The sequence below is a fragment of the Herbidospora galbida genome (genome assembly GCF_005233835.1).
Taxonomy (GTDB): domain Bacteria; phylum Actinomycetota; class Actinomycetes; order Streptosporangiales; family Streptosporangiaceae; genus Herbidospora; species Herbidospora galbida.
The window spans coordinates 499,156-519,275 of record NZ_SZQA01000001.1; the positions used below are offsets into that span (position 1 = coordinate 499,156).

22 protein-coding genes are annotated in these 20,120 nt (G+C 69.7%); 11 read left to right on the top strand and 11 right to left on the bottom strand.

Going from position 1 to position 20,120, the window contains the following annotated elements; all coding sequences use genetic code 11:
• Nucleotides 1-32: 32 nt before the first annotated feature.
• Both FDA94_RS02385 and FDA94_RS02390 read right to left on the bottom strand, forming a co-directional pair.
• Complete coding sequence (locus FDA94_RS02385) at nt 33-1,166, bottom strand: aminotransferase class I/II-fold pyridoxal phosphate-dependent enzyme (RefSeq protein ID WP_137245330.1); 1,134 nt, start codon at nt 1,164-1,166, stop codon at nt 33-35.
• Nucleotides 1,163-1,801: a helix-turn-helix transcriptional regulator gene (locus FDA94_RS02390; RefSeq protein ID WP_137245331.1), complete on the bottom strand. Its 639-nt coding sequence runs from the start codon at nt 1,799-1,801 to the stop codon at nt 1,163-1,165. Before FDA94_RS02390 ends, FDA94_RS02385 begins: the two co-directional genes overlap by 4 nt.
• A gap of 298 nt (nt 1,802-2,099) precedes the next feature.
• On the opposite strand from FDA94_RS02390, the gene FDA94_RS40985 reads away from it, so the two are divergent.
• The 6 genes from FDA94_RS40985 to FDA94_RS02420 all read left to right on the top strand — a co-directional run bounded on the left by FDA94_RS40985 (nt 2,100) and on the right by FDA94_RS02420 (nt 5,265).
• Complete coding sequence (locus tag FDA94_RS40985) at nt 2,100-2,765, top strand: collagen-like domain-containing protein (RefSeq protein ID WP_281286519.1); 666 nt, start codon at nt 2,100-2,102, stop codon at nt 2,763-2,765.
• Between the two features lie 153 nt (nt 2,766-2,918).
• Nucleotides 2,919-3,263 (top strand): ArsR/SmtB family transcription factor, encoded by a 345-nt coding sequence (locus FDA94_RS02400; protein WP_137245333.1) that lies wholly within the window; start codon nt 2,919-2,921, stop codon nt 3,261-3,263.
• The gene (locus tag FDA94_RS02405; protein WP_212735132.1) at nt 3,260-3,949 is read left to right on the top strand and encodes an aquaporin; all 690 of its coding nucleotides are present in this window, start codon (nt 3,260-3,262) and stop codon (nt 3,947-3,949) included. The genes FDA94_RS02400 and FDA94_RS02405 overlap by 4 nt, the downstream gene beginning before the upstream one ends.
• Complete coding sequence (locus FDA94_RS02410; RefSeq protein ID WP_137245335.1) at nt 3,946-4,362, top strand: arsenate reductase ArsC; 417 nt, start codon at nt 3,946-3,948, stop codon at nt 4,360-4,362. The genes FDA94_RS02405 and FDA94_RS02410 overlap by 4 nt, the downstream gene beginning before the upstream one ends.
• Before the next feature lie 2 nt (nt 4,363-4,364).
• Nucleotides 4,365-4,673: an ArsR/SmtB family transcription factor gene (locus FDA94_RS02415; protein WP_137245336.1), complete on the top strand. Its 309-nt coding sequence runs from the start codon at nt 4,365-4,367 to the stop codon at nt 4,671-4,673.
• A gap of 10 nt (nt 4,674-4,683) precedes the next feature.
• On the top strand, nt 4,684-5,265 hold the full coding sequence (locus tag FDA94_RS02420) for a GNAT family N-acetyltransferase (protein WP_212735133.1): 582 nt from the start codon (nt 4,684-4,686) through the stop codon (nt 5,263-5,265).
• Here FDA94_RS02420 and FDA94_RS02425 read toward each other — a convergent pair.
• The 4 genes from FDA94_RS02425 to FDA94_RS02440 all read right to left on the bottom strand — a co-directional run bounded on the left by FDA94_RS02425 (nt 5,262) and on the right by FDA94_RS02440 (nt 11,282).
• Nucleotides 5,262-5,810 carry a superoxide dismutase family protein gene (locus FDA94_RS02425; RefSeq protein WP_170990746.1) on the bottom strand — a complete coding sequence of 183 codons (549 nt, stop codon included), beginning with the start codon at nt 5,808-5,810 and terminating at the stop codon, nt 5,262-5,264. The two genes, FDA94_RS02420 and FDA94_RS02425, sit on opposite strands and share 4 nt — an antisense overlap.
• 208 nt (nt 5,811-6,018) lie before the next feature.
• A complete protein-coding gene (locus tag FDA94_RS40285; RefSeq protein WP_137245338.1) occupies nt 6,019-9,381 on the bottom strand; it encodes a glycosyl hydrolase in 3,363 nt (1,120 codons plus the stop codon).
• Nucleotides 9,382-9,558: 177 nt separating this feature from the next.
• Complete coding sequence (locus FDA94_RS02435) at nt 9,559-10,350, bottom strand: ABC transporter permease (RefSeq protein ID WP_137245339.1); 792 nt, start codon at nt 10,348-10,350, stop codon at nt 9,559-9,561.
• Complete coding sequence (locus FDA94_RS02440; protein WP_137245340.1) at nt 10,347-11,282, bottom strand: ATP-binding cassette domain-containing protein; 936 nt, start codon at nt 11,280-11,282, stop codon at nt 10,347-10,349. The genes FDA94_RS02435 and FDA94_RS02440 overlap by 4 nt, the downstream gene beginning before the upstream one ends.
• An 84-nt stretch (nt 11,283-11,366) precedes the next feature.
• Here FDA94_RS02440 and FDA94_RS02445 point away from each other — a divergent pair, with 84 nt between their 5' ends.
• Complete coding sequence (locus FDA94_RS02445) at nt 11,367-12,071, top strand: TetR/AcrR family transcriptional regulator (RefSeq protein ID WP_137245341.1); 705 nt, start codon at nt 11,367-11,369, stop codon at nt 12,069-12,071.
• Nucleotides 12,072-12,081: 10 nt separating this feature from the next.
• Here the strand turns inward: FDA94_RS02445 and FDA94_RS02450 are convergent, their stop codons facing one another.
• On the bottom strand, nt 12,082-12,915 hold the full coding sequence (locus FDA94_RS02450; RefSeq protein ID WP_246059468.1) for an aldo/keto reductase: 834 nt from the start codon (nt 12,913-12,915) through the stop codon (nt 12,082-12,084).
• A gap of 16 nt (nt 12,916-12,931) precedes the next feature.
• Nucleotides 12,932-13,570 (bottom strand): TetR/AcrR family transcriptional regulator, encoded by a 639-nt coding sequence (locus tag FDA94_RS02455; RefSeq protein ID WP_137245342.1) that lies wholly within the window; start codon nt 13,568-13,570, stop codon nt 12,932-12,934.
• Between the two features lie 73 nt (nt 13,571-13,643).
• On the opposite strand from FDA94_RS02455, the gene FDA94_RS02460 reads away from it, so the two are divergent.
• Nucleotides 13,644-14,099 (top strand): anthrone oxygenase family protein, encoded by a 456-nt coding sequence (locus FDA94_RS02460; RefSeq protein ID WP_246059470.1) that lies wholly within the window; start codon nt 13,644-13,646, stop codon nt 14,097-14,099.
• An 80-nt stretch (nt 14,100-14,179) separates the two neighbouring features.
• Here FDA94_RS02460 and FDA94_RS02465 read toward each other — a convergent pair whose 3' ends face one another.
• The 3 genes from FDA94_RS02465 to FDA94_RS02475 all read right to left on the bottom strand — a co-directional run bounded on the left by FDA94_RS02465 (nt 14,180) and on the right by FDA94_RS02475 (nt 16,806).
• Nucleotides 14,180-15,058, bottom strand: coding sequence for a hypothetical protein (locus FDA94_RS02465; RefSeq protein ID WP_246059471.1), 879 nt, complete (start codon nt 15,056-15,058; stop codon nt 14,180-14,182).
• Between the two features lie 148 nt (nt 15,059-15,206).
• On the bottom strand, nt 15,207-15,755 hold the full coding sequence (locus FDA94_RS02470; protein WP_137245343.1) for a GNAT family N-acetyltransferase: 549 nt from the start codon (nt 15,753-15,755) through the stop codon (nt 15,207-15,209).
• Between the two features lie 10 nt (nt 15,756-15,765).
• Entirely contained in the window at nt 15,766-16,806 is a 1,041-nt protein-coding gene (locus FDA94_RS02475) for a Gfo/Idh/MocA family protein (RefSeq protein ID WP_137245344.1), read from the bottom strand.
• A gap of 261 nt (nt 16,807-17,067) precedes the next feature.
• Here FDA94_RS02475 and FDA94_RS02480 point away from each other — a divergent pair, with 261 nt between their 5' ends.
• The 3 genes from FDA94_RS02480 to FDA94_RS02490 all read left to right on the top strand — a co-directional run bounded on the left by FDA94_RS02480 (nt 17,068) and on the right by FDA94_RS02490 (nt 20,116).
• On the top strand, nt 17,068-18,345 hold the full coding sequence (locus FDA94_RS02480; protein ID WP_170990747.1) for an ABC transporter substrate-binding protein: 1,278 nt from the start codon (nt 17,068-17,070) through the stop codon (nt 18,343-18,345).
• Between the two features lie 62 nt (nt 18,346-18,407).
• A complete protein-coding gene (locus FDA94_RS02485; RefSeq protein WP_137245346.1) occupies nt 18,408-19,286 on the top strand; it encodes a carbohydrate ABC transporter permease in 879 nt (292 codons plus the stop codon).
• Nucleotides 19,283-20,116 (top strand): carbohydrate ABC transporter permease, encoded by an 834-nt coding sequence (locus tag FDA94_RS02490; RefSeq protein WP_137245347.1) that lies wholly within the window; start codon nt 19,283-19,285, stop codon nt 20,114-20,116. The genes FDA94_RS02485 and FDA94_RS02490 overlap by 4 nt, the downstream gene beginning before the upstream one ends.
• Nucleotides 20,117-20,120: the final 4 nt, after the last annotated feature.

A 20,120-nucleotide genomic window follows, 5' to 3' on the forward strand; every position in this document is an offset into this window, starting at 1 on the left:
CAGCTGTGACGCACATGGATCGTCTTACCTGGTCACCTCTCTCGCCTGAGCCAGGTCCGGAAGGCCGCGAGGCCCTCTTCGGGGGCGGCGCGGCCGACGCCGATGCGGAAGCGGTCGGCGGGGGTGGGGGTGAGCTCCGATCGGTAGATGCTCGCGGGCAGCAGCAGGACGCCGGCCTCGTCCACGAGGCGGGTGCAGAACTCCTCGACGCCGTCGGGGCCCAGGTAGCGGGGGTAGGCGACGCAGCCGCCGTCGGGTGCGCGCCATTCGAAGAGATCGGGGAACTCCGCGAAGAACGCGTCGAAGACCGGCACGTTGCGGGCGATCAGGGCGCGGTTGCGGGCCAGGATCGGGGTGCGGGCCTTGAGCGCGATCCTCGCCAGCACCTCGCTCGGGGCGGAGTTGCAGATGGTCGTGTAGTGCTTGGCCCGCTCCAGCCGGGCGAGCAGGGCGCGGTCGCGGCAGGCGAGCCAGCCGATCCGCAGGCCGGGCAGGCCCAGCGCCTTCGAGGTCACGTTCAGCGACAGGGCCCGTTCTGACAGGTCGGCGGCCTGCGGCAGGGTGCGGGCGGGATCGCGTTCGAGGCCCCGGTAGACCTCGTCGCTGAACAGGTGGACGCCGTGCTCGTCGCAGATCCGGGCCAGTTCGGCGAAGTCGGCGGCGTCGACGACCTTGCCGGTGGGGTTGTTGGGGAAGTTCACCGACACGACCCGGGTGTTCGGCCGGATCGCCGCCCTGATCTGGTCGAGGTCCAGGGCCCAGTCGTCGCCGGGGTCGAGGGCGACGCCGGTGACCTCGCACAGCGCGAGCGGGACGGTCTCGGCCGCCTGGTAGTTCGGGGTCACCACGACCGCGTGGTCGCCGGCGTCGAGCAATACGTTCATCGCCAGGTAGAGGGCTTCTTCGGCGCCCGCGAAGCACAGGACGTCGGCGGCGTCCACCTTGTCGTAGGTCTGGGCGACGGCCTCACGCAGGGCTGGGTCGCCGTAGGTGGTGGTGTAGCCGAGAGACAGGTTCTCGAACGCGGCCCGGTCGTCGTCGTCGGCCAGCGCCAGCAGGTCGCCGAGCGACATGCTCTGGGCGTCGGAGGCGGTCAGGTGGTGACGTGCGGTGAACTCCCACCGGGAGAAGTACGTTTCAAGGCGGAAGTCGGGCAGCCGGGTCATCGTGCGTGGTCCTTCGCGTTCGGTGCTCTGAGTTCGGCCAGCAGGCCGTAAAGGGTCGATCGGGAGACCCGCAGCGCGCCCGCGACGACCGGGGTGGCGCGGCGCACGGCGAACACCTTGGCCTCGTCGAGCCGGGCCAGGACGGCGAGGCGGTCGGCCCGGGTCAGCCGCTCGACCGGACGGCCGCACTCGCGTACATAAGAGCCGACGACGTGCTGGACGCGCTCGCTCCAGTCGTGCTCGAACAGCGGCTCGGGCCGGGAGACGGTCGGTGCGCCGAAGGCCGACAGCACGGCCGCGGCCTGTTCCAGCGGGGTGCGGTCGAGGTTGACGCACAGCACGACCGACGCCCTGCCGTCGGGGTCGCGCAGGATCGCGCTGACCGACGACAAGCGCCGGCCGTCGGCGAGCAGCTTCTCGTAGGGGCCGAACACGTCGGGGGCCGAGGGGTCCAGGGCGTCCAGCTCCCCCAGCAGCGACGGATCTCCCGGGCCGCGGGCGCTCATCGGGTTCCAGACGGCCATGATCCGGTCGGTGCCGGGATCGTGCAGGACCACTTCGGCGTACGGGCCGAGCAGCGCCGCCACGGCCTGGCACACCGGCGCCCACGTCCGCACCCGGGGATCGTCGTCCATGGCTGGACTCTATGTCCAATCTGGATGGAACGTCCAGTCGCATACTTTATCGGGCGGCTGACAATTCGTCTGAGTTTTTCGTAAGTGAACACCTACAGAAAGGTCGATATCGAGCTGTGATATTCGACCGGTGAACCGCGCGGGCCGGTGGACCGTCAACCACAGGATCCTCTTCAGAAACAGAGGACACGCGGTTTTCATGGAAGGAATTTCAGTGGCTATCAGGTTGCCGGGCGGACGCACTGTCGGGATTTTGACCGTCGGCGCGCTCGCGGGTTCGATTTTCGCCGTCGGGGGGATGGCGACCGCCTCTTCGGCTGCCGACACCGTCATCTACGCCTGTGTCAACAAGAAGACCCGTTACGCGCGCATCGTCAACGCGACCACGAAGTGCCGCGCGACCGAGACGAAGGTCACCTGGGGCGGCCAGGGCCCGCAGGGCCCGGCGGGTCTCCAGGGCATGACCGGCGCGACCGGCCCCCAGGGCCCGAAGGGTCAGACCGGCCCACAGGGTCCCAAGGGTCAGACCGGCGTCGCCGGACCGCAGGGCGCGAAGGGCGAGACCGGCCCCGCCGGCCCCCAGGGCCCGAAGGGCGAGACGGGCGCGACCGGCCCCCAGGGCCCCAAGGGTGAGGCCGGCCCCGCGGGTCCCACCGGACCGAAGGGCGCCAACGGCACCGACGGCAAGGACGGCAAGGACGGCGCCCCCGGCAGCGTCACGCCGATCGTGAAGACCGGCGCCGAGACCGTGGTCGACAGCAGCTCGGACATCGTCCCGACCGCCTGCGACCCGGGCAAGAAGGTCGTCGGCGGCGGCTACGAGATCACCTACGGCGCCGACTTCGTCAAGAACGTGTCCATGAACAAGCCGACCCAGAACGGCAACAGCACCGGCTGGGCGGTTCGTGTCACGCTCGACCACAACAGGAGCGCCAAGCTCAAGGTCTACGCCATCTGCGTCTGACTCATCGTGTGAAAGCTCTTCCGGGTCGACCGAAAGGGCTTTTCCATGAGCAGCAGTTCTCCTTGTCGGGACATGGGATTGTCTCCCTGCATCGATGAACGTCGAAGTAGGCCCAGTTTGCGCACATGCATCGATGAGTGTCAATATCGACCCATGTCGAAGCAGACCTCATGCTGCGCTCCGCTGGCCCGCGAACCCATCGGCAAGGACGACGCGGCCGAGCTGGCGAAGGTCCTCAAAGCGGTCGCCGACCCCGTCCGGCTGCGCCTGCTGTCGCTCATCGCCGCCCGCGACGAGGACACCTGCGTCTGCGACCTGCTCCCCGAGTTCGACCTGTCCCAGCCGACCATCTCCCACCACCTGAAGATCCTCCGCGAGGCGGGGCTGATCGAGTCGGAGCGCCGGGGCACATGGGTCTACTCGTGGGTGATCCCGCAGGCCCTCGACCGGCTGTCGGCCCTGTTCACCACGGCTCCGGCGGAAACGGGCGCGCGTTGAGCCCCCTGGCCCGACGCGCCACGGCCGAGTTCGCCGGGACCGGCCTGCTCGTCACCGTGGTGGTCGGGTCGGGCATCGCCGCCGCCCGCCTGTCCCCCGGCGACGTCGGCCTGCAACTGGCCGAGAACGCCGCCGCGACCGCCGCCGGCCTGGCCGTGATCATCCTGATGGTCGGACCGGTCTCGGGCGCGCACCTCAACCCCGTCGTCTCCCTCGTCGACTGGGCGCTGGGCCGACGCGACGGGACCGGCCTGTCGTCGGTGACCCTCGGGGTGTACGCGCTGGCCCAGACCACGGGCGCGGTCGGCGGGGCGGTGCTGGCCAACCTGATGTTCGATCTGCCCGCCGTCACCGTCTCCACCACCGTCCGGTCCGGCCCCTCGCTGTGGCTGGCCGAGGCGGTCGCCACCGCCGGGCTCATCGCCCTGATCCTCAGCCTGGTCCGCACCGGCCGCGCCCATCTGGCCGCCCCGGCGGTCGGGGCCTACATCGGGTCGGCCTACTGGTTCACCTCGTCCACGTCCTTCGCCAACCCGGCCGTGACCGTCGGGCGCGTCTTCAGCGACACCTTCGCCGGGATCGCGCCCGGCTCCGTCGCGCCGTTCGTCGCGGCCCAGTTCGCCGGCGCGGTCGCCGGCGCCGGCCTGGCCCTCGTCCTTCACCCCGCGTCCAAGGAGTCCGTATGACCGCCGCCGTGCCCGAAGTACTGTTCGTCTGCGTCCACAACGCCGGGCGCTCCCAGATGGCCGCCGCCCTGCTCGACCACCACGCCAAAGGCTCCGTCGTGGTGCGGTCGGCCGGGTCGGCGCCCGCCGCGAGCGTCAATCCCGCCGTCATCGCCGTCATGGACGAGATCGGGCTCGACCTGTCGAAGGCGTTCCCCAAGCCGCTGACCGACGAGGCCGTGCAGGCATCCGACGTGGTGATCACCATGGGCTGCGGCGACGCCTGCCCGTTCTACCCGGGCAAGCGCTACCTCGATTGGGAGCTCCCCGACCCCGCCGGGAAGGGCGTCGACGACGTGCGCCCGATCCGTGACGAGATCGAGCGCCGGGTCCTGACCTTGCTCCAGGAGCTTTCATCGCCTATCGTCGATTGACGATGAATGGACCGCTCGACCGCGACACCGCCGAGAAGTACGCCGCCTGTTTCCGCGCCCTGGCCGACGCCACCCGCGTGCAGATCGTGACCCTGCTCGCCCGTGCCGGACGGCCGATGTCGGTGAAGGAGATCGTCGAGGCCGTCGACGTCGGCCAGTCGACCGTCTCGGCGCACCTGAAGATCCTCTCCGACGTGCGGTTCGTCCTGGCCGACCGGCGCGGGGTCTCGCGCTTCTACCGGATCAACGAGGCCTGCGTCGACTACTTCCCGACCGCCGCCGACGTGGTCATGGGACGCCCCATCTCCTGAGGAGACCGGCATGACCGACGAGATCCACGACGATCCGCTCCCCGACCATGCCGTCGACGCGGTGATCTCCGACTGCGTGCTCGACCTGCCCGCCCGCAGGCCCGGGTTCGCCGTCCGCGCCATGCGCGACGGCGACGCCGACGCCGTGCTGGCCGTCTATCAGGCCGGGCTCGACACCGGCGACGCCAGTTTCGAGACCACCGCTCCCACCTGGGACGACTTCACCAAGGCCAGGCTCCCCGACCACCGGCACGTCGCCGTCGACCCGGTGACCGGAGAGGTCGCCGGGTGGATCGCCGCCTCGTCCGTCTCCGACCGGTGCGTGTACGCGGGCGTGGTCGAGCACTCCCTGTACGTCTCCCCCGCCCACCGGGGACGCGGCGTCGGAGCCCTGCTCCTGGACGCCCTCATCGCCTCGACCGAGGCCGCCGGGATCTGGACCATCCAGTCGGGGATCTTCCCCGAGAACGCCGCGAGCCTGCGCGTCCACGAGAAGGCCGGGTTCCGCCGGGTGGGCGTCCGCGAGCGCGTCGGCCGGCACCACGGCCGCTGGCGCGACGTGGTCTTCGTCGAGCGCCGCCGCGCCGACTAGCTCTTGGCGATCACGCCGCAGGCGATGCGGCCGCCCGAGTCGCCAGCCTTCAGGGTCTCGGCGTCGGGGCCCTTCTGGCCCGTCTCGTTCTGGTAGCGGTCGGGGATGTTCGAGTGGTTGTCGGCCAGCGCGTGGATCATGATGGAGCTGCCGTCGTCGTCGAACAGCTGCGGCACCTGGAACCGGTCGGTCACCGCCGACGCGGTGCCGGTGCCGTCGGCGCCGACCAGCAGGTTGGGCAGGTCTCCGGTGTGGTGGTCGTGCACGTGGGTCCCGAGGTCGAAGTGGCCCCCCGCGCTGAAGAAGGGGCTGCCCGTCGCCGGGTCCTTCGACTGCGGGTCGCAGACGCCCTTGGCGTGGACGTGGAAGCCGTGGTAGCCCGCAGGCAGGCTCGTCACCGCCACCGTGACCTTGGACTTGCCGTTCCCGGCGTCCTCGATCTGGAGTGAGCCGACCGTCTGGCCCTGGGGGTTCTTGATCACGGCGCCGGCCGGCGCGCCGCTCTGTCCCGGCCTCAGCGCTCCCAGCGCGGTCACGCCGAGCATGACGACTCCCACACCCAGCGGGACAACCAGCGGCAAACGGCCCTTACTCAGCATCAGCGGTCTCCCGATGTGGTGTTTCTCCGGACAAAAACAGAGATTCCCACCGATATGTCCGCTTTCCCGATGCCGAAGGCAAAGATTCCGATCTTGACGACGCGAGGGCCGCCTCTCCCCCCGGAGAGGCGGCCCTCGGTCCTGCCTTCTTCGGTTACGCGAAGGGCAGGCGGATGACGCTCTGGTTGCCGATCCCGACGTTGGTCGTGGTGGAGCCGATCGCGCTCCAGACCTCGACCCGCACCGAGCCGTTCGCCAGGTTGCCGAGCGACCCGGTGGCCGTCTTCACCCCGGCCGCCTGGGTGTAGTGCTCCCACCCGGCCACCGGGTCGGTGGCGAAGTAGGTGTAGGTCTCCACCCGGTCCCAGCTGCCGTTGCCGGTCAGGTCGTAGGAGACCCGCACCTGGGTGGCGTTGCCGACGTTGGTCCCGGCGTCCACGAACAGGTCGAACGTGGTGGCCGCGCCGCCGTAGGTGGCGGTCAGGCCGGTCGCGTTGTAGACGGCGGCGTTGGTCGGGGTGCCGTCACGGTTGCCGTTGGCCGCGGCCAGCGTGACCGTGCCGGCCGAACCCGTCGTCCCCGGCAGGGTGCCGTTCGACTGCGGGTAGCGGTTGGCGGAGAAAGGACCGCCGGGCGAGGGGCTGGGCGAGGGGCTGGGCGACGGGCTGGGGCAGGCCGCCCCGCTGCCGCCGTACACCTTGAACTCCCACAGCGAGTAGCCCCACGCGGTGCCGCGCGCCGTGCCGTAGACCCGCACGTAGCGGCCCGACCCCGACACCGTCAGGTTGTCGGTGCCGCCGTCGCCTGTGGTGGTGCTGTAGACGTCGGCCCAGGTCGTCCCGTTGGTGGAGGTCTGGATCTGGTACGACCGCCCGTACGCGGCCTCCCAGGTCAGCTGCACCGACGAGATGTTCTGCACCGAGCCGAGGTCGACCTGGATCCACTGCGGGTCGCTGAACGCGCTGGCCCAGCGGGTGGCCGCGTTGCCGTCGACCGCCAGGCCGGCGGTGTAGGCGGCCTCGACGCTCGACGAGGTGGCCGGGCGGCCCTGCGACAGCAGCGTGGTCGCGCACGGACTCGGCGACGGCGACGGCGAGGGGGACGGGCTGGGCGACGACGTGCCGCCGCCGGACGCGTTGCCGCCGCTCCAGGTGAACAGGCCCGAGGTGACGGTCTTGCCGGCCGGCGCGGTCAGCGTCGTGCCGTTGGAGAAGGTCACCGTGAGCGAGCTGTTGGTGATGTTGGACGCGACGTAGGTCCGGACGCCGTTCTTGACGAAGACCTTCGCCAGCGGGTGGTTGGCGGTCACCGTGGTGTCGACCGTGCCCAGCGAGGCCAGGTTGCGCAGCCAGTGGAAGGTGTGCGCCTTGCTCTCGCCCTCCTCGGAGGTGAAGTTCGGGTTGGCCTGGAAGGCCGCCAGCGCGGCCGGTCCGTCGGCCAGGGCCCGGAACTCCTGGATGATGTCCTGCCAGACCGTCGGCGGGCCGCCGTTGTTGGTGACCAGCTCGTTGTAGTTGACCAGCACGTTGGCCGGCCACTCGCCGAGGTAGAAGTGGCCGCCGGTGATCGGCAGCATGTTGATGCCCTGGATCATCTCGGGCTCGGCGCTGAACCAGGTGGCGTAGGCGCCGCCGGAGCCCCAGACCATGCCGACCGTGTTGTGGCCGAAGTTGGACGGGAAGTTCTGGTTGCGCACGTCGAACCAGTACTCCTGGATCGCCGCGCTCTGGGTGGCGTAGATGAACACGCCGGCGTCGCGGACGGCGGTGTTGCCGGTCGCCTGGCCCCACTGGATCAGGGCGTTGGCGAAGTTCATGCCCTCCGACGACGACTCCTGGTTGTTGCCGGAGCCGAACGCGCCGTGCCCGGCCGCCCAGTCGTGACCCGCGTAGATGTCGAAGTCACGCAGGTAGGGGAAGCGGGTGTCGTTGCGGTCGTAGTTGTTGGCGTCCCGGATCAGCAGGTCGACCATGCCGCCGTACTGCGCGTTGGTCGCCCAGGTCGGGTCGAACTTGGCCAGCGTCGCCGCGGCGGCGATGTAGTAGCCGTAGTGGAAGTGGTGGTCGTTGAGCTCCTGGTCCGAGCCGTAGGAGGCCGGGTAGCCGAGCAGGGTGCCCCAGGGCTGGTTGTAGTAGAAGACCCGGCTGGTCTTGCCCGGGGTGGCGGTGAACCAGTCGTTGAGCCGGGTCCTGATCCGGTTGAGCGCCGAGTCGCGGACGGCGGTCAGATTGAGCTGGTCGGCGATCTCGGCGATGCGCGCCGCCCGGCCCAGGCCCTTGCCGGTCCAGTAGGTGTCGTCGCCGAGGCCCGCCGTGGGGTCGCCCAGCTCCGCGTTCAGGTAGTTGGTGATGGTGGTCAGGTCGCCGCCGGAGTTGTCGGCGACCGCCGGGATCTCGGGCAGCACGCCCTGGAACTTCATCGTGGTGCTGAAGGAGCCACCGGTGACGACCTTCATCTGGCCACGCGCCGAGACGTAGGTCTGCGACAGCGGAGTGGAACCGGTCAGGTAGTTCCACTGGTGCGGGTAGAGCGCGATGACGGTGCCGCTCGCGCTGCCCTCACGGGCCGTGGTGGTGAAGGTGTACGTGGTGCTGACGTTGGAGTTGCCGGGGTTGTACGAGTAGGACACCCGGGTGCCGGTGACGTGCGCGTGGGCGTACTGCGCGTACGTGCCCGCCAGGCTGGTGCGGGTGGCGGCCGGGGTCGAGGGCGTGGTCGGCAGGACCGCGACCGAGAAGTAGTTCTGCCCGTTCAGCGTGGAGGAGATGCTGGTGCCGCTGACCGTCCAGGTCGAGCCGCTGGGGGCGAAGCCGAGGTAGTCCTTGCCGTTGACGGTGAACCCGATGGTCCCGCCGCTGTTCGACCACACGGTCGGGGTGCCGCTGGTGGTGATCTGCGCGTTGCCGCCGGTCTTGGTGAAGTAGGCGAACGGCAGGCCGTGACCGATGGTGGCCCGAAGGGTCCGCGTGCCGTCGCTCCAGTACGGGGAGACCGTCCAGTCGGTCCAGCCGTCGACCTTGGCGTCCGGGGAGTTGAGGCCGGTGACGCCGACGAGGATGTCCTGCACGTACGGGTAGTGGAACTCCCCCACGCCGGTGGCGGAGCCGCTGATGGTGGCGACGGTGTTGTAGGAGAAGCCGAGGCCGCCGGAGAAGGTGTCGTAGGAAATCGGGTGCGCGTGCAGCGGCTCGCTGTAGGAGCAGTCGAACCGCTTCCACAGCAGCGACGACCACCAGTCGTTGGTGGGGACCGCGCCCGACGGGGCGTTGGCGGTGACGTAGAGACGCGGGTTGGTCGACAGTGAGCCGCAGCCGGACGGGAGCGCGCGACCGGCGGGCAGCGTGTCGGCGTACGATCCGGCGCCGACCGTGCCCGCCTGGGCGGCGGGTGTGCTGGCCACGAACGCGAGCGTCGCCGCGATCATCGCCAGCACGACGCTGACCACGAGCGACCGCGACGCGGGGCGGCGGCCGGGCGGCGAGGTGCCGGGTGACTGAGCCCCGATGGGCTGGTCCATTCTTCCTCCGTGGGGGACGACCTGGCGTTGTGCGTTGGGGGGTGAGGTCTAGGCGGACCGCTCCTCGCAGAGAGCGCTCTCTGCGCGGAAACTAGTGCCCGAAACGCCGCTCGTCAATGTTTCTGACCGATTACCGAGACGTTAATCTCTCCGATGCAGGTCAGGGCGAGAGCGCTCTCAGCGCCGGTGGGTGCGCAGCGACAGCGGCGCGAAGACCGTCAGCAGCGCGGCCGACCAGAGCAGGACGGCGGCCACCGGGTGCGCGAGCGGCCACGCCACGTCGCCGGAGGGGGCGCCCGGGTTGCCGAACAGCGCCCGCGCGGCGGCGGTCAGCGCGCTCACCGGGTTCCAGTCGGCCGGCAGGCGCAGCCAGCCCGGCATGCCGCCGGTCGGGACGAACGCGTTCGACAGCATGGTGAACGGCAGGAACAGCGGCACCATCGCGTCGACGGTCCGCTCGTTCCCGACCGCGAGGCCCATGTAGACGCCGACCCAGGCCAGCGCGTACCGCAGCACGACCATCAGCAGGAACGCCTGCGCCGTCGCGACCGGGCCGAGGTGCGGCCGCCAGCCCACCAGCAGGCCCGCGCCCACCATGACGACCAGCATCAGCAGGCCGACGAGCAGGTCGGCGCCGGTCTGCCCGAACGGCACCGCCGAGCGCGCCATCGGCAGGGAGCGGAACCGGTCCATCACCCCTCGGGAGGCGTCGGCGGCCGTCCGCGTCATGACCCCCATCACCGACGAGAAGGTCACCATCGCGAACAGGCCGGGCATGAGGTACTCGCGGTAGTCGCCGCCGCCCGGCACCTGGATCGCGCTGCCGAAGACGTACCCGAACAGCAGCACCATGACGGCCGGGAAGATCAGCGCCGCGACGAGCTCGCCGGGATCGTGCCGCAGCCGTCCCAGCTCGCGGCCGACCAGGGTCAGCCCGTCGGCGAACGTCCACCGCAGGTTCCGGATCATCGGACCGGCTCCTCGGTGAGGCGCAGGAACACCTCGTCGAGAGTGGGCCGGCGCAGCCGCACGTCGGCCACGGCGACCCCGGCCCGGTCGAGTTCGCGCACGACGCCGGCCAGCCGGAAGCCGCCCGGAAGGGCGACGCTGAGCGCGTCGGCGGCGGTCGCCGTGGGTTCGGCCCCGGCCAGGCCGGTCAGTACGGCCGCCGCCGGGCCCAGGTCGGCGGGGTCCTCGACGACGACGTCGAGGCGGTCGCCGATGGCCGCCTTCAGCTCGTCGGGGGTGCCGGTGGCGATCACCCGTCCGTGGTCGACGATCGCGACGTCGTCGGCCAGCCGGTCGGCCTCGTCGAGGTACTGCGTGGTGAGCAGCACCGTCGCGCCGTCGGCCACCAGTTCGCGGACGCTGTCCCAGATCTCGCCCCGGCTGCGCGGGTCGAGGCCGGTGGTGGGTTCGTCCAGGAACAGCACCTCGGGACGCAGGATGAGGCTGGCGATCAGGTCGAGGCGGCGGCGCATGCCGCCGGAGTAGCCGGCGACCCGCCGGTCGGCGGCGTCCGTGAGGCCGAAGCGGTCGAGCAGCTCGTCGGCCCGCCGGTGCGCCTCGCGGCGCGGCAGATGGGACAGCCGCCCGAACATCCGCAGGTTGCCCCGGCCGGTGAGCTTCTCGTCGACGGCGGCGTACTGGCCCGCCAGCCCGATCCGGGCGCGCACCTCTCCGGCCTGCCGGACGACGTCGTATCCGGCGACGCGCGCGTGCCCCGCGTCGGGGACCGACAGGGTCGCCAGGATGCGCACCGCGGTCGTCTTCCCGGCTCCGTTGGGCCCGAGCACGCCGCAGACCGTCCCCTTCCGGACGCTCAGATCGAGCCCCCGCAGCGCTTGGACGTCGCCGAAGGACTTGCGCAGCCCTTCGGCGACCACGATCGGATCAGGCATGACCCCTCCACTGAGTACGTTGTACGCGGTTTCGGGTCAGGCTAGGTCACCGAGTACGATGTACGCAATCAGCGAGGAGGACGCGTGAGCATCTGGACGCTGCCCGAGCGCCCCGCGCGGGGGCCGAAGCCGGTCTACAGCCGCGCCCAGATCACCGAGGCGGCGATCCGGATCGCCGACGCCGAAGGGCTGGAGGCCGCCACCATGCGGCGGATCGCCGCCGAGATCGGCGCCGGCGCGATGTCCCTCTACCGGTACGTCCCGAGCCGCGACAACCTGGTCGAGCTCATGGCCGACCGGCTGATGGGCGAGCTCGACCTCACGGGCGTGCCCTCGGGCGACTGGCGCGCCGACCTGACCCGCTACGCCGGCGAACTGCGCGCCATGTGGCGGCGGCACCCGTGGATCGCCGCCGTGCAGCGGTCACTTCCGGGCTTCGGCCCCAACCAGTTGCTCCTGATCGAACGCTTGATGGGCGTGCTCGACCCCTACGTCTCGATCGACGAGAACCTGAGCCTCGTGGCCCTGCTGAACGGCTACGTCGAGGGCGCCGTCCGCGAGGAGATCGGCTCGGCCGAGGAACTCCGCCGCAGCGGCCTGAGCGAGGCCGAGTGGATGACGCGCAGCCGCGCGCACATCGACCGCGTGGTGAAGAGCGGGGACTACCCGATCTTCACCAAGATCGTGATGGAGGCGCGCCAGCCCCACCTCAGCCGCGACGAGCAGTTCCGGCACGGGCTCCGGCGCGTCCTCGACTGCGTCGCCGCGGCCCTCCCGGCGGCGGGATAGCCGCGCGCGGTCAGTGGCCGAACGCGTCGGAGTCGACGGCCGCCGACTCCCCCTGGTCGAGCGCGCTGATCGCGGCGACCTGCTCCGGGGTGAGGGCGAAGTCGAAGACGGCGAGGTTCTCGCGCATGCGGTCGGGGTTCGACGACTTCGGAATGGCCACCAGGCCGAGTTCGACGTTCCAGCGGAGGATCACCTGCGCCGGCGACCGGCCGATCTCCTCGGCGATCGCGGCGATCACGGGCTGACCGAGGACGTCGGCGCCCTGCCCGCCCAGGGGCGACCACGACTCCGTCACGATGCCGTGGGCCTGATGGTAGGCGCGGGCCTCGTCCCGGGTGACCGCAGGGCTGAGCTGGATCTGGTTGACGTCGGGCACCACGCCGGTCTCGGCGATGACGCGGTCGAGGTGGGCCGGCTTGAAGTTCGAGGTGCCGATCGCCTTGAGGCGGCCGTCCTGCAGCAGGTCGACGAGGCCCTCGTAGGCCGCGACATAGCGGTCGAGCCCCGGGTTGGGCCAGTGGATGAGCAGCAGGTCGGCGTAGTCGAGCCCGAGGCGGTCGAGACTGGCCTGGTAGCCCTGCGGGACCAGGTCGCGGCCGTGCCAGTGGCGGTCGAACTTGGTGGTGACGAACAGGTCTTCGCGGGCGATGCCCGAGGCCTTGATGCCCCGGCCGACGCCGAGCTCGTTGCCGTAGGCCTCGGCCGTGTCGACGAGGCGGTAACCGGCCTCGATCGCGGTGGCGACGGCGCGTTCGGCCTGCGCGTCGTTCATGGGCCAGGTGCCCAGGCCGAGCCGCGGCATGTCGGCGCCGTGTGCGAGCCGCACGGTGGGAGTCGTGATCACGGCCGCAGTCTAGGCGTCAGGCCAGGAGGGTGTCGCGGAGCACGCGGGCCAGCCAGTCGCGGCACTCCTCCGGAGTCCAGCCGGCGATCTCCCTCAGGTGCTCGAACACCTCCAAGGAGGTCAGGGCGTAGATGTGGGCGGCCGCCTTCTCGACGGTCAGGCCGTCGCGCAGCGCGCCGACCTCCCTCAGGTGGGCCGCCGGGCCGTGGCTGCCGGTCAGGCGCCGGCGTTCGGTGGTGGCCAGCAGGTCGGCCACGCCGGCGTCGCCGGCCGCCGCCGCGCGCAGGACGCGGTGGACGGGGCCGACCCGCTCGTAGATCTCGACGGCCATCGCGGCGTAGGCGGCGAGTTTCTTGACCGGGTCGGGTTCGGCGATGATCGCCCGCACCTGGGGGCGCTCGCTCTGGGGGACGGGCTCGGCGTCACCGGCGAGGGTGACGTCCCAGACCAGTCTGGCCAGGCCGGGCTTGCCGCCGGGGCTCGACGTGTAGAGCGTCTGCACCACCACGCCCGCCGCCCGCGCGACGTCGGCCATGGTCGTGGCGGCGTAGCCGCGTTCGAGCATGAGGGTCCGGGCCGCCGCGGCGATGCGCTCACGGGTGGCGCGCGCGTTCTCCTGGCGGACGCCGCTGACGTACCGGCGCTTCTGGTTCATGACGGTCACCCACGTATTGACTGTAATCGATTCAAATGAAATGGTGCGCTTCCAGTCGATTATGGGGGTGCCGATGTTCGAAGCCGTCCGGACCGGGGCGACGGCCCTGCTCGGGGTGTTCGCCGGGGGGCTGGTGTTCACCGCGCTCGCCCCGTCGCTGCGCTCGCTGCCGGGCCCCGACTACGTCCGTTACTGGCAGGGGTTGAACGCCGACTACGGGCGGGCCATGCCGGTGCTGTTGCTGTCGTGCCTGGCGCTGCTGGTGGCGACGTGCGTCATGGCCTATTCGCGCGGCGGGCCGGGGTTCTGGCTGAGCGCCGGCGCGGTGGTGCTCGTCGTCGCGGTGATCGTGCTCACGGTGACGAGACTCGACGCGCTCAACCGGCTCGCCGACTCGTGGAACCCCGACCTGCTCCCGGCCGACTGGGCGCGGGCGCGGGCGGAATGGTGGAACCTCCATTTTGCCCGCACGGCGATGGCCACCGCCGGTTTCTTTCTCCTGCTGCTCGCCCCGGCGCTGCAGGACTGACCGAATTCATCGGTCCGCAATTATCGCGGGAAACAGCGGAGCCCTTTCACGGGAAAAGGGCTCCGCGTTTATCCATATGGTCAGCCCGGCGGGAAGTTGCCGTTCTTGGCGACCGGCAGCGCCAACTGGTTGGCGCCGGTCAGAACCGCCTGCTCCGGCGGAAGATTGGCGAGGACGGGGTTGATGTGCCGCAGGGTCAGGCCGACCTGGGGGATGGCGGCGACGTTCAGGTCGAACTTCTCCAGGTCGATCCACCGCACGATGTTGAAGACGTCGGCGGGGATCTGGTCACCGGCCTTCTGCACCGGCACGCACAGCTGGCGGGCGTAGGTGACCTGGGCGGCGTGGTTCGGGATCACCGGAGCCAGGACGGGGTTGAGCTGGCGCAGGCCCAGCTGCGTGTTCAGCGAGGTGATCGGGCTGATGCCGTAGCACTTCAGGTCGATGTGCCGGACGAGCCGGAGCACGTCCGCCGGCGGGATCGCATTGTTCTTGATGACCGGCACGCAGAGCTGCTGCGGCGAGTTCATGGTGATCTGCGTGCGCGGGAAGCCCTGGAACAACGGGTTGAGGTGGCTGAGGACCAACCCGGTGTTCACGGTGGTGCCGGAGATCCGGTAGCACGACAGGTCGATGTAGCGGATGAAGTCGAGCGCGGGCGACGGCGGCACCTGGTTGTTCTTGGCGACCGGGACGCACAGCTGCTCGCGCGGGCCGAGCGTGACGGTCTCGATCGGCAGGTTGGCCAGCACCGGGTTGATGTGCCGCAGCGTGAGCACGGTGGCCGGCGGCTGGTACTGGCTGGTCTTGAAGCATTCCAGGTCGAGGAACGCCGTCAGCTCCTTCGGGGTCGGCAGCGTGGCCGCGGTCGCCTGCGGCACGCAGAAGACCACTACGGAGAGCATGGCGACGGTGACGGACGTGATGCGGCGCAGCATCGTTTTCCGGCGTTTGTGCATTCCGGCTCCAAAAATGAGGGGTCAGGCCTCTTTGACCCTGAGTGTGAGCCGCGATCCACGCGCCTTCAATTTACCGCCGCCGCTATTTTTTTGTACGAATTACGGCCCGGCGCACCCGCGATATAACATTTCACCGGCGCGCCGGATTTCAGATCTCGGGCAGTGAGGGGTCGGGGGTCCACGGAGTGGGGGCGGTGATGGCCCAGCGTTCGTGGTCACGCCAGGCGCCGTCGATGTAGAGGTAGTCGGCCGACAGGCCCTCGTACCGGAAGCCCAGGCGCCGGACCAACGCCAGCGACGCCGTGTTGCCCGGCTGGATGTTGGCCTCCAGCCGGTGCAACCGCAGCTCCTCGAAGGCGTGCCGCAGGGTGAGGGTGAGGCCTTCGGTCATGTACCCGCGTCCCGCCGCCGGCGCGAACGCCGCGTAGCCGATGGACGCGCCCTGGTACCGCCCGCGGATGACCGAGTTGATGTTGACCATGCCGACGGCCTCGCCGGTCTCCCTGAGACGGATCAGGAAGCCCAGGTTGGCACCTTCGGCGAAGCGGCCCATCCAGATCTGGAAGGCCTCCGGGTTCGCGGGCAGCTGCATCCACGGGTGGTGGAGTTCGAGGCTGAGCGCGACGAGGGAGCAGAACTCGTCCTGGTCGGCGACGGTGAACGGGGACAGCTCCACCCGTGACGGCATGTCGGACATGCACCGAACCCTAGGGCCTGTACTGGACCGGCTCCCAGCGGCCCGTCTTCATCGACAGGTAGCAGGCGTCGATGATCTGGTTGACGACCACGCCGTCGTCGAAGGTCTCCAGCGGCCTCTCGCCGGCGGCGAAGCGGTCGACGAAGTGCCGCATCTGCTGGGAGAAACCGTACGCCCTGGTCTCCTCCGGCACCGGGTAGACCCAGCCGGTGTCCGCGTCGGCCTTCTCCACCAGGTAGCCGACGGGCTGGGTGATGAAGCCCCACACCGGCGTCGAGGCGGTGTCGGTGACCAGGCGGCCGGCGCTGCCGACGAACTCGTGCCGCAGTTGCATGCCGCCCTTCTCGACCCATGACGACTCGATCGAGGCGACCTGGCCGCCGGCGAACTTCAGCAGCGCGATGGCGGTGTCCTCGCCGGTGGTCTTGTCCTTGTGGGCCAGCGTCGCGCCCCACGCGAAGACCTCGACGACGGGGTTGTCCTTGCCGAAGAAGTGCCGGGCCGACTCGACGGTGTGGCAGCCCATGTCCAGCAGCGCGCCGCCGCCGGCCGTCTCGGCGTCCCAGAAATGGGGGGCGTGCGGGCCCGAGTGGCCCTCGCGGGCGCGCATCCAGAGCACGTCGCCGATGCCGCCGGCCTCGACGATCTCGTGGGCCTTGGCGATGTTCGGCGAGAAGACCGAGCTCTCGGCGTAGCCGTGCCAGATGCCGGCCTCGGTCACCACCTTGAGGATCTCCTCGGCCTCGGGGCCGGTGCGCGCGAGCGGCTTGGTGCACACGACGCCCTTGCCGGCGGCGGCCACGTGGCGGACCGCCTCCAGGTGCACCTCGTTCGGCAGCGCGACGACGACGAGGTCCACGGCCGGGTCCTCGCAGAGCGCCTGCATGGTCTCGTGTGGTCTCGTGTTGCGTCCCGGTCGGGCGGCGAAAGCGGCGGCCCTCTCGGGGGATCGGGAGTAGTGCGCGACGAGCTCCGCACCCTTCACGTCGTCGAGTGCGTCGGCATAGCACTCGCCGATAAACCCTGCACCGAGCAGGCCGACACCGATCATCTGGTCCTCCGGACGCGGTTCCAGGCGGCAAAGGGCACGCCGTGGTTCGAAAGGTAGCATCACCGTAAACCAAAGCAATACCTCTTGTTACCACCCAGGTCGCCTGTGTACGCTGCCGCATCAGGCGCTGGCCTTCATGAGAAAGATGTCCTGACGCGAGCCACGGCCGGCCTTCGGCCGTCCGCGTCTCGCTCTGGGGGAGCAAGCGATGACAAAGAAGCGAGAGGCAACCCCATGCATGCAATACGTGCATCCGTTGCGTTGGTCGCGGCAGCGGCTGCCGTCCTGACCGCGGCCTGCGCGCCGTCGGCGACGCCTGTCACCACCGGCGGCAGCGCCGCCCCGGCCGCCGCCGGGGAGAAGACCGTGCTGACGCTGGGAAGCTGGCGTACCGAGGACCTGGCGATGTGGGAGGACGAGATCCTCCCCGCCTTCGAGAAGTCCCACCCGAACATCAGCGTGAAGTTCGCGGCGACCAACACCAACGAGTACAACGCGGCGATCCAGTCGCAGGTGGACGGCGGCACCGGCCCCGACCTCATCACCTGCCGGCCCTACGACGTGAACCGCTCGTGGATCAAGAAGGGCTACTTCGAGAAGCTCGACGGCAAGCCGATGCTCGACTCGTTCGAGCCGCTCGCGCTCGACCCCTGGTCGGACGACGCGGGCAGCCGCTACTGCCTGCCGACGGCGGCCGTGCTGGCCGGTTTCTACTACAACAAGGACATCTTCGCCGAGCTCGGCCTCCAGGTGCCCACCACGCAGGACGAGTTCCTCGCGGTGCTCAAGAAGATCAAGGACAACGGCAAGTACACGCCGCTCGCGGTCGGCTCGTCGGAGTCGTGGCAGCTGGCGTACAACGGCCTCTACAGCATCGGCCCGGTCTACTGGAAGGGCGAGGAGGGCCGCCAGGGCCTGATCAAGGGCACCAAGAAGGTCACCGACCCCGACTTCCAGAAGGCCTTCGACGCGTTCGCCGCCTGGAAGCCCTACCTGCCCAAGGGCTTCGAGAGCCTGAAGTACCCGGACATGACGCAGCTGTTCACGCTCGGCAAGGCCGCGATCCTGCCCGACGGCTCGTGGAACATCAATCAGGTCGCCGTCGACGGGCTCAACGTCGGCGTCTTCGGCCCGCCGACCGACGTCCCCGGCGGTGACCGCTACCTGCAGGAGATGCCCGACATGGCGATCGGCATCAGCGCGGCCAGCAAGAACAAGGCCGCCGCCGAGGAATTCCTCGCCTGGACCGCCACCCCCGAGTTCCTGGAGCTGTACGTCAACAAGCTGCCCGGCTTCTTCTCGATGGCCAAGCAGCCCGTGACGTACACCAACGCCCTGGCCCAGAGCTTCGCCGACCTGAAGAACGGCGCCAAGCTGACCCCGCGTCTCGGCCTCGACCGGCTCAGCGCCGGCACCCCGCCGTTCGACGACGAGGTGTGGCGGGTGCTCCAGCTCATGCTCAACGAGGACCTCAGCACGCAGAAGGCGACCGAGGAACTCCAGAAGGGCCTGGCCAGCTGGTACACGCCGCAGCAGTGAGAACCGTGCCGGGCCCCCCTCCCTCGGGGCCCGGCACCCTTCTGCGATTCGAAAGGCACGTCTTGAACCGGGCCCACTACCGCTACTTCCTCGCGTTCACCCTGCCCGCGCTCGTGGTCTACGTGGTGTTCGCGGCGCTCCCGCTGGTGAACTCCATCTGGTACAGCCTGTACGACACCGATTCGGGCGTCGCCAGGTTCGTCGGCCTGGAGAACTACGTCTACCTGTTCACCAACCCGACGACCAGCGAGCGCTTCTGGAACGCGCTGACCAACAACCTGGAGTTCTTCGCCATCCACCTGCTCGTCGAGGTGCCGCTCGGCCTGCTGCTGGCCGCGCTGCTCACCTCCGGCAGGCTGCGCCGGTCGACGGGCCTCTACCGGACGTTGTTGTTCATCCCCACCACCCTGTCGGTGGTGATCGTCGGCTTCGTGTGGCGGCTCATCATCAACCCGCTGTGGGGCCTGGTCGACTTCCCCCTGCTCGGCGACGAGCGCACCGCGCTGCCGACCATCTCGCTGATGTCGGTCTGGCAGTACGTCGGCATCCCCATGATCTTCCTGTACGCCGCCCTGCTGGCCGTGCCGAACGACGTGCTGGAGGCCGCCCGGGTCGAGGGATCGGGAGCCTGGTCGACGTTCTGGCGGGTGAAGTTCCCGCTGATCGCGCCGCAGTTCGGGCTGATCGCGATTTTGACGTACATCTGGACCTTCAACGGATTCGACCTGGTCTTCGCCCTGAACGGCTCGGCCCCCGGCCCCAACTACAGCACCGACATCCTCGGCACGCTGTTCTACCGCACCTTCTTCGGATCGAGCGGGCAACTCTCCGACCTGGACCTTGGCGCGACCGTGGCCAGCGTGATCTTCCTGATCATCCTGATCGTCACCGCCGCCTACTTCGGGCTGCTGCACCGCCGTCTCAGGAGTTACGAACTGTGAGAAACAACCGAGACCGCGCCGGGGCGCTCGTGACGCACGCGCTGCTGATCTTCTTCGCGCTGCTCGCGGTCGCGCCCATCCTGGTGATCGTGGTCAACTCGTTCAAGACCACGCAGGGCATCTTCGGCCAGCCGTTCGCGCTGCCGAACGCCGACACCTTCAGCCTCGGCGGCTACGAGCGGGTGTTCACGCGCGGGCAGTTCGTCACCAACTACGGCAACAGCCTCATCGTCACGGTGGGGGCCACGGTGGCCACGCTGGTGCTGGCGACGCTGGCGGCCTTCGCGCTGACCGAGTACAAGGTGCGGTTCGCGCCGCTCGTGGGCGGGTTCTTCGTGCTGGGCATCATGCTGCCGATCCGCCTGGGCACCGTGCCGATCATCAAGACGATGATCTCGTGGCAGCTCATGGACACGCTGGTCGCGCTGGTCCTGGTCTACACGGCGATGAGCCTGCCGCTGGCGATCGCGCTGCTGATGACGTATTTCAAGGCGGTGCCCGGCGCGATCAAGGAGGCCGCGCGCATCGACGGCGCGGGCGAGCTGCGCACCCTGTCGATCGTGCTGCCGATGGTGCGGCCGGGCCTGGCGGCGGTGGCGTCGGTGACGATGCTGCCGATCTGGAACGACCTGTGGTTCCCGCTCATCCTCGCGCCGAGCAAGGAGAACCAGACGGTGACGCTCGGCGTGCAGCAGTTCGTGGGGCAGTTCCTGAACGACTATCCGGCGCTGCTGGGCGCGCTCACGCTGGGCGCGGTGCCGCTGATCGTGCTGTTCGTGGTGTTCTCGCGGCAGTTCATCCAGGGCCTGAGCGCGGGCATCGGCAAGTGAAGAC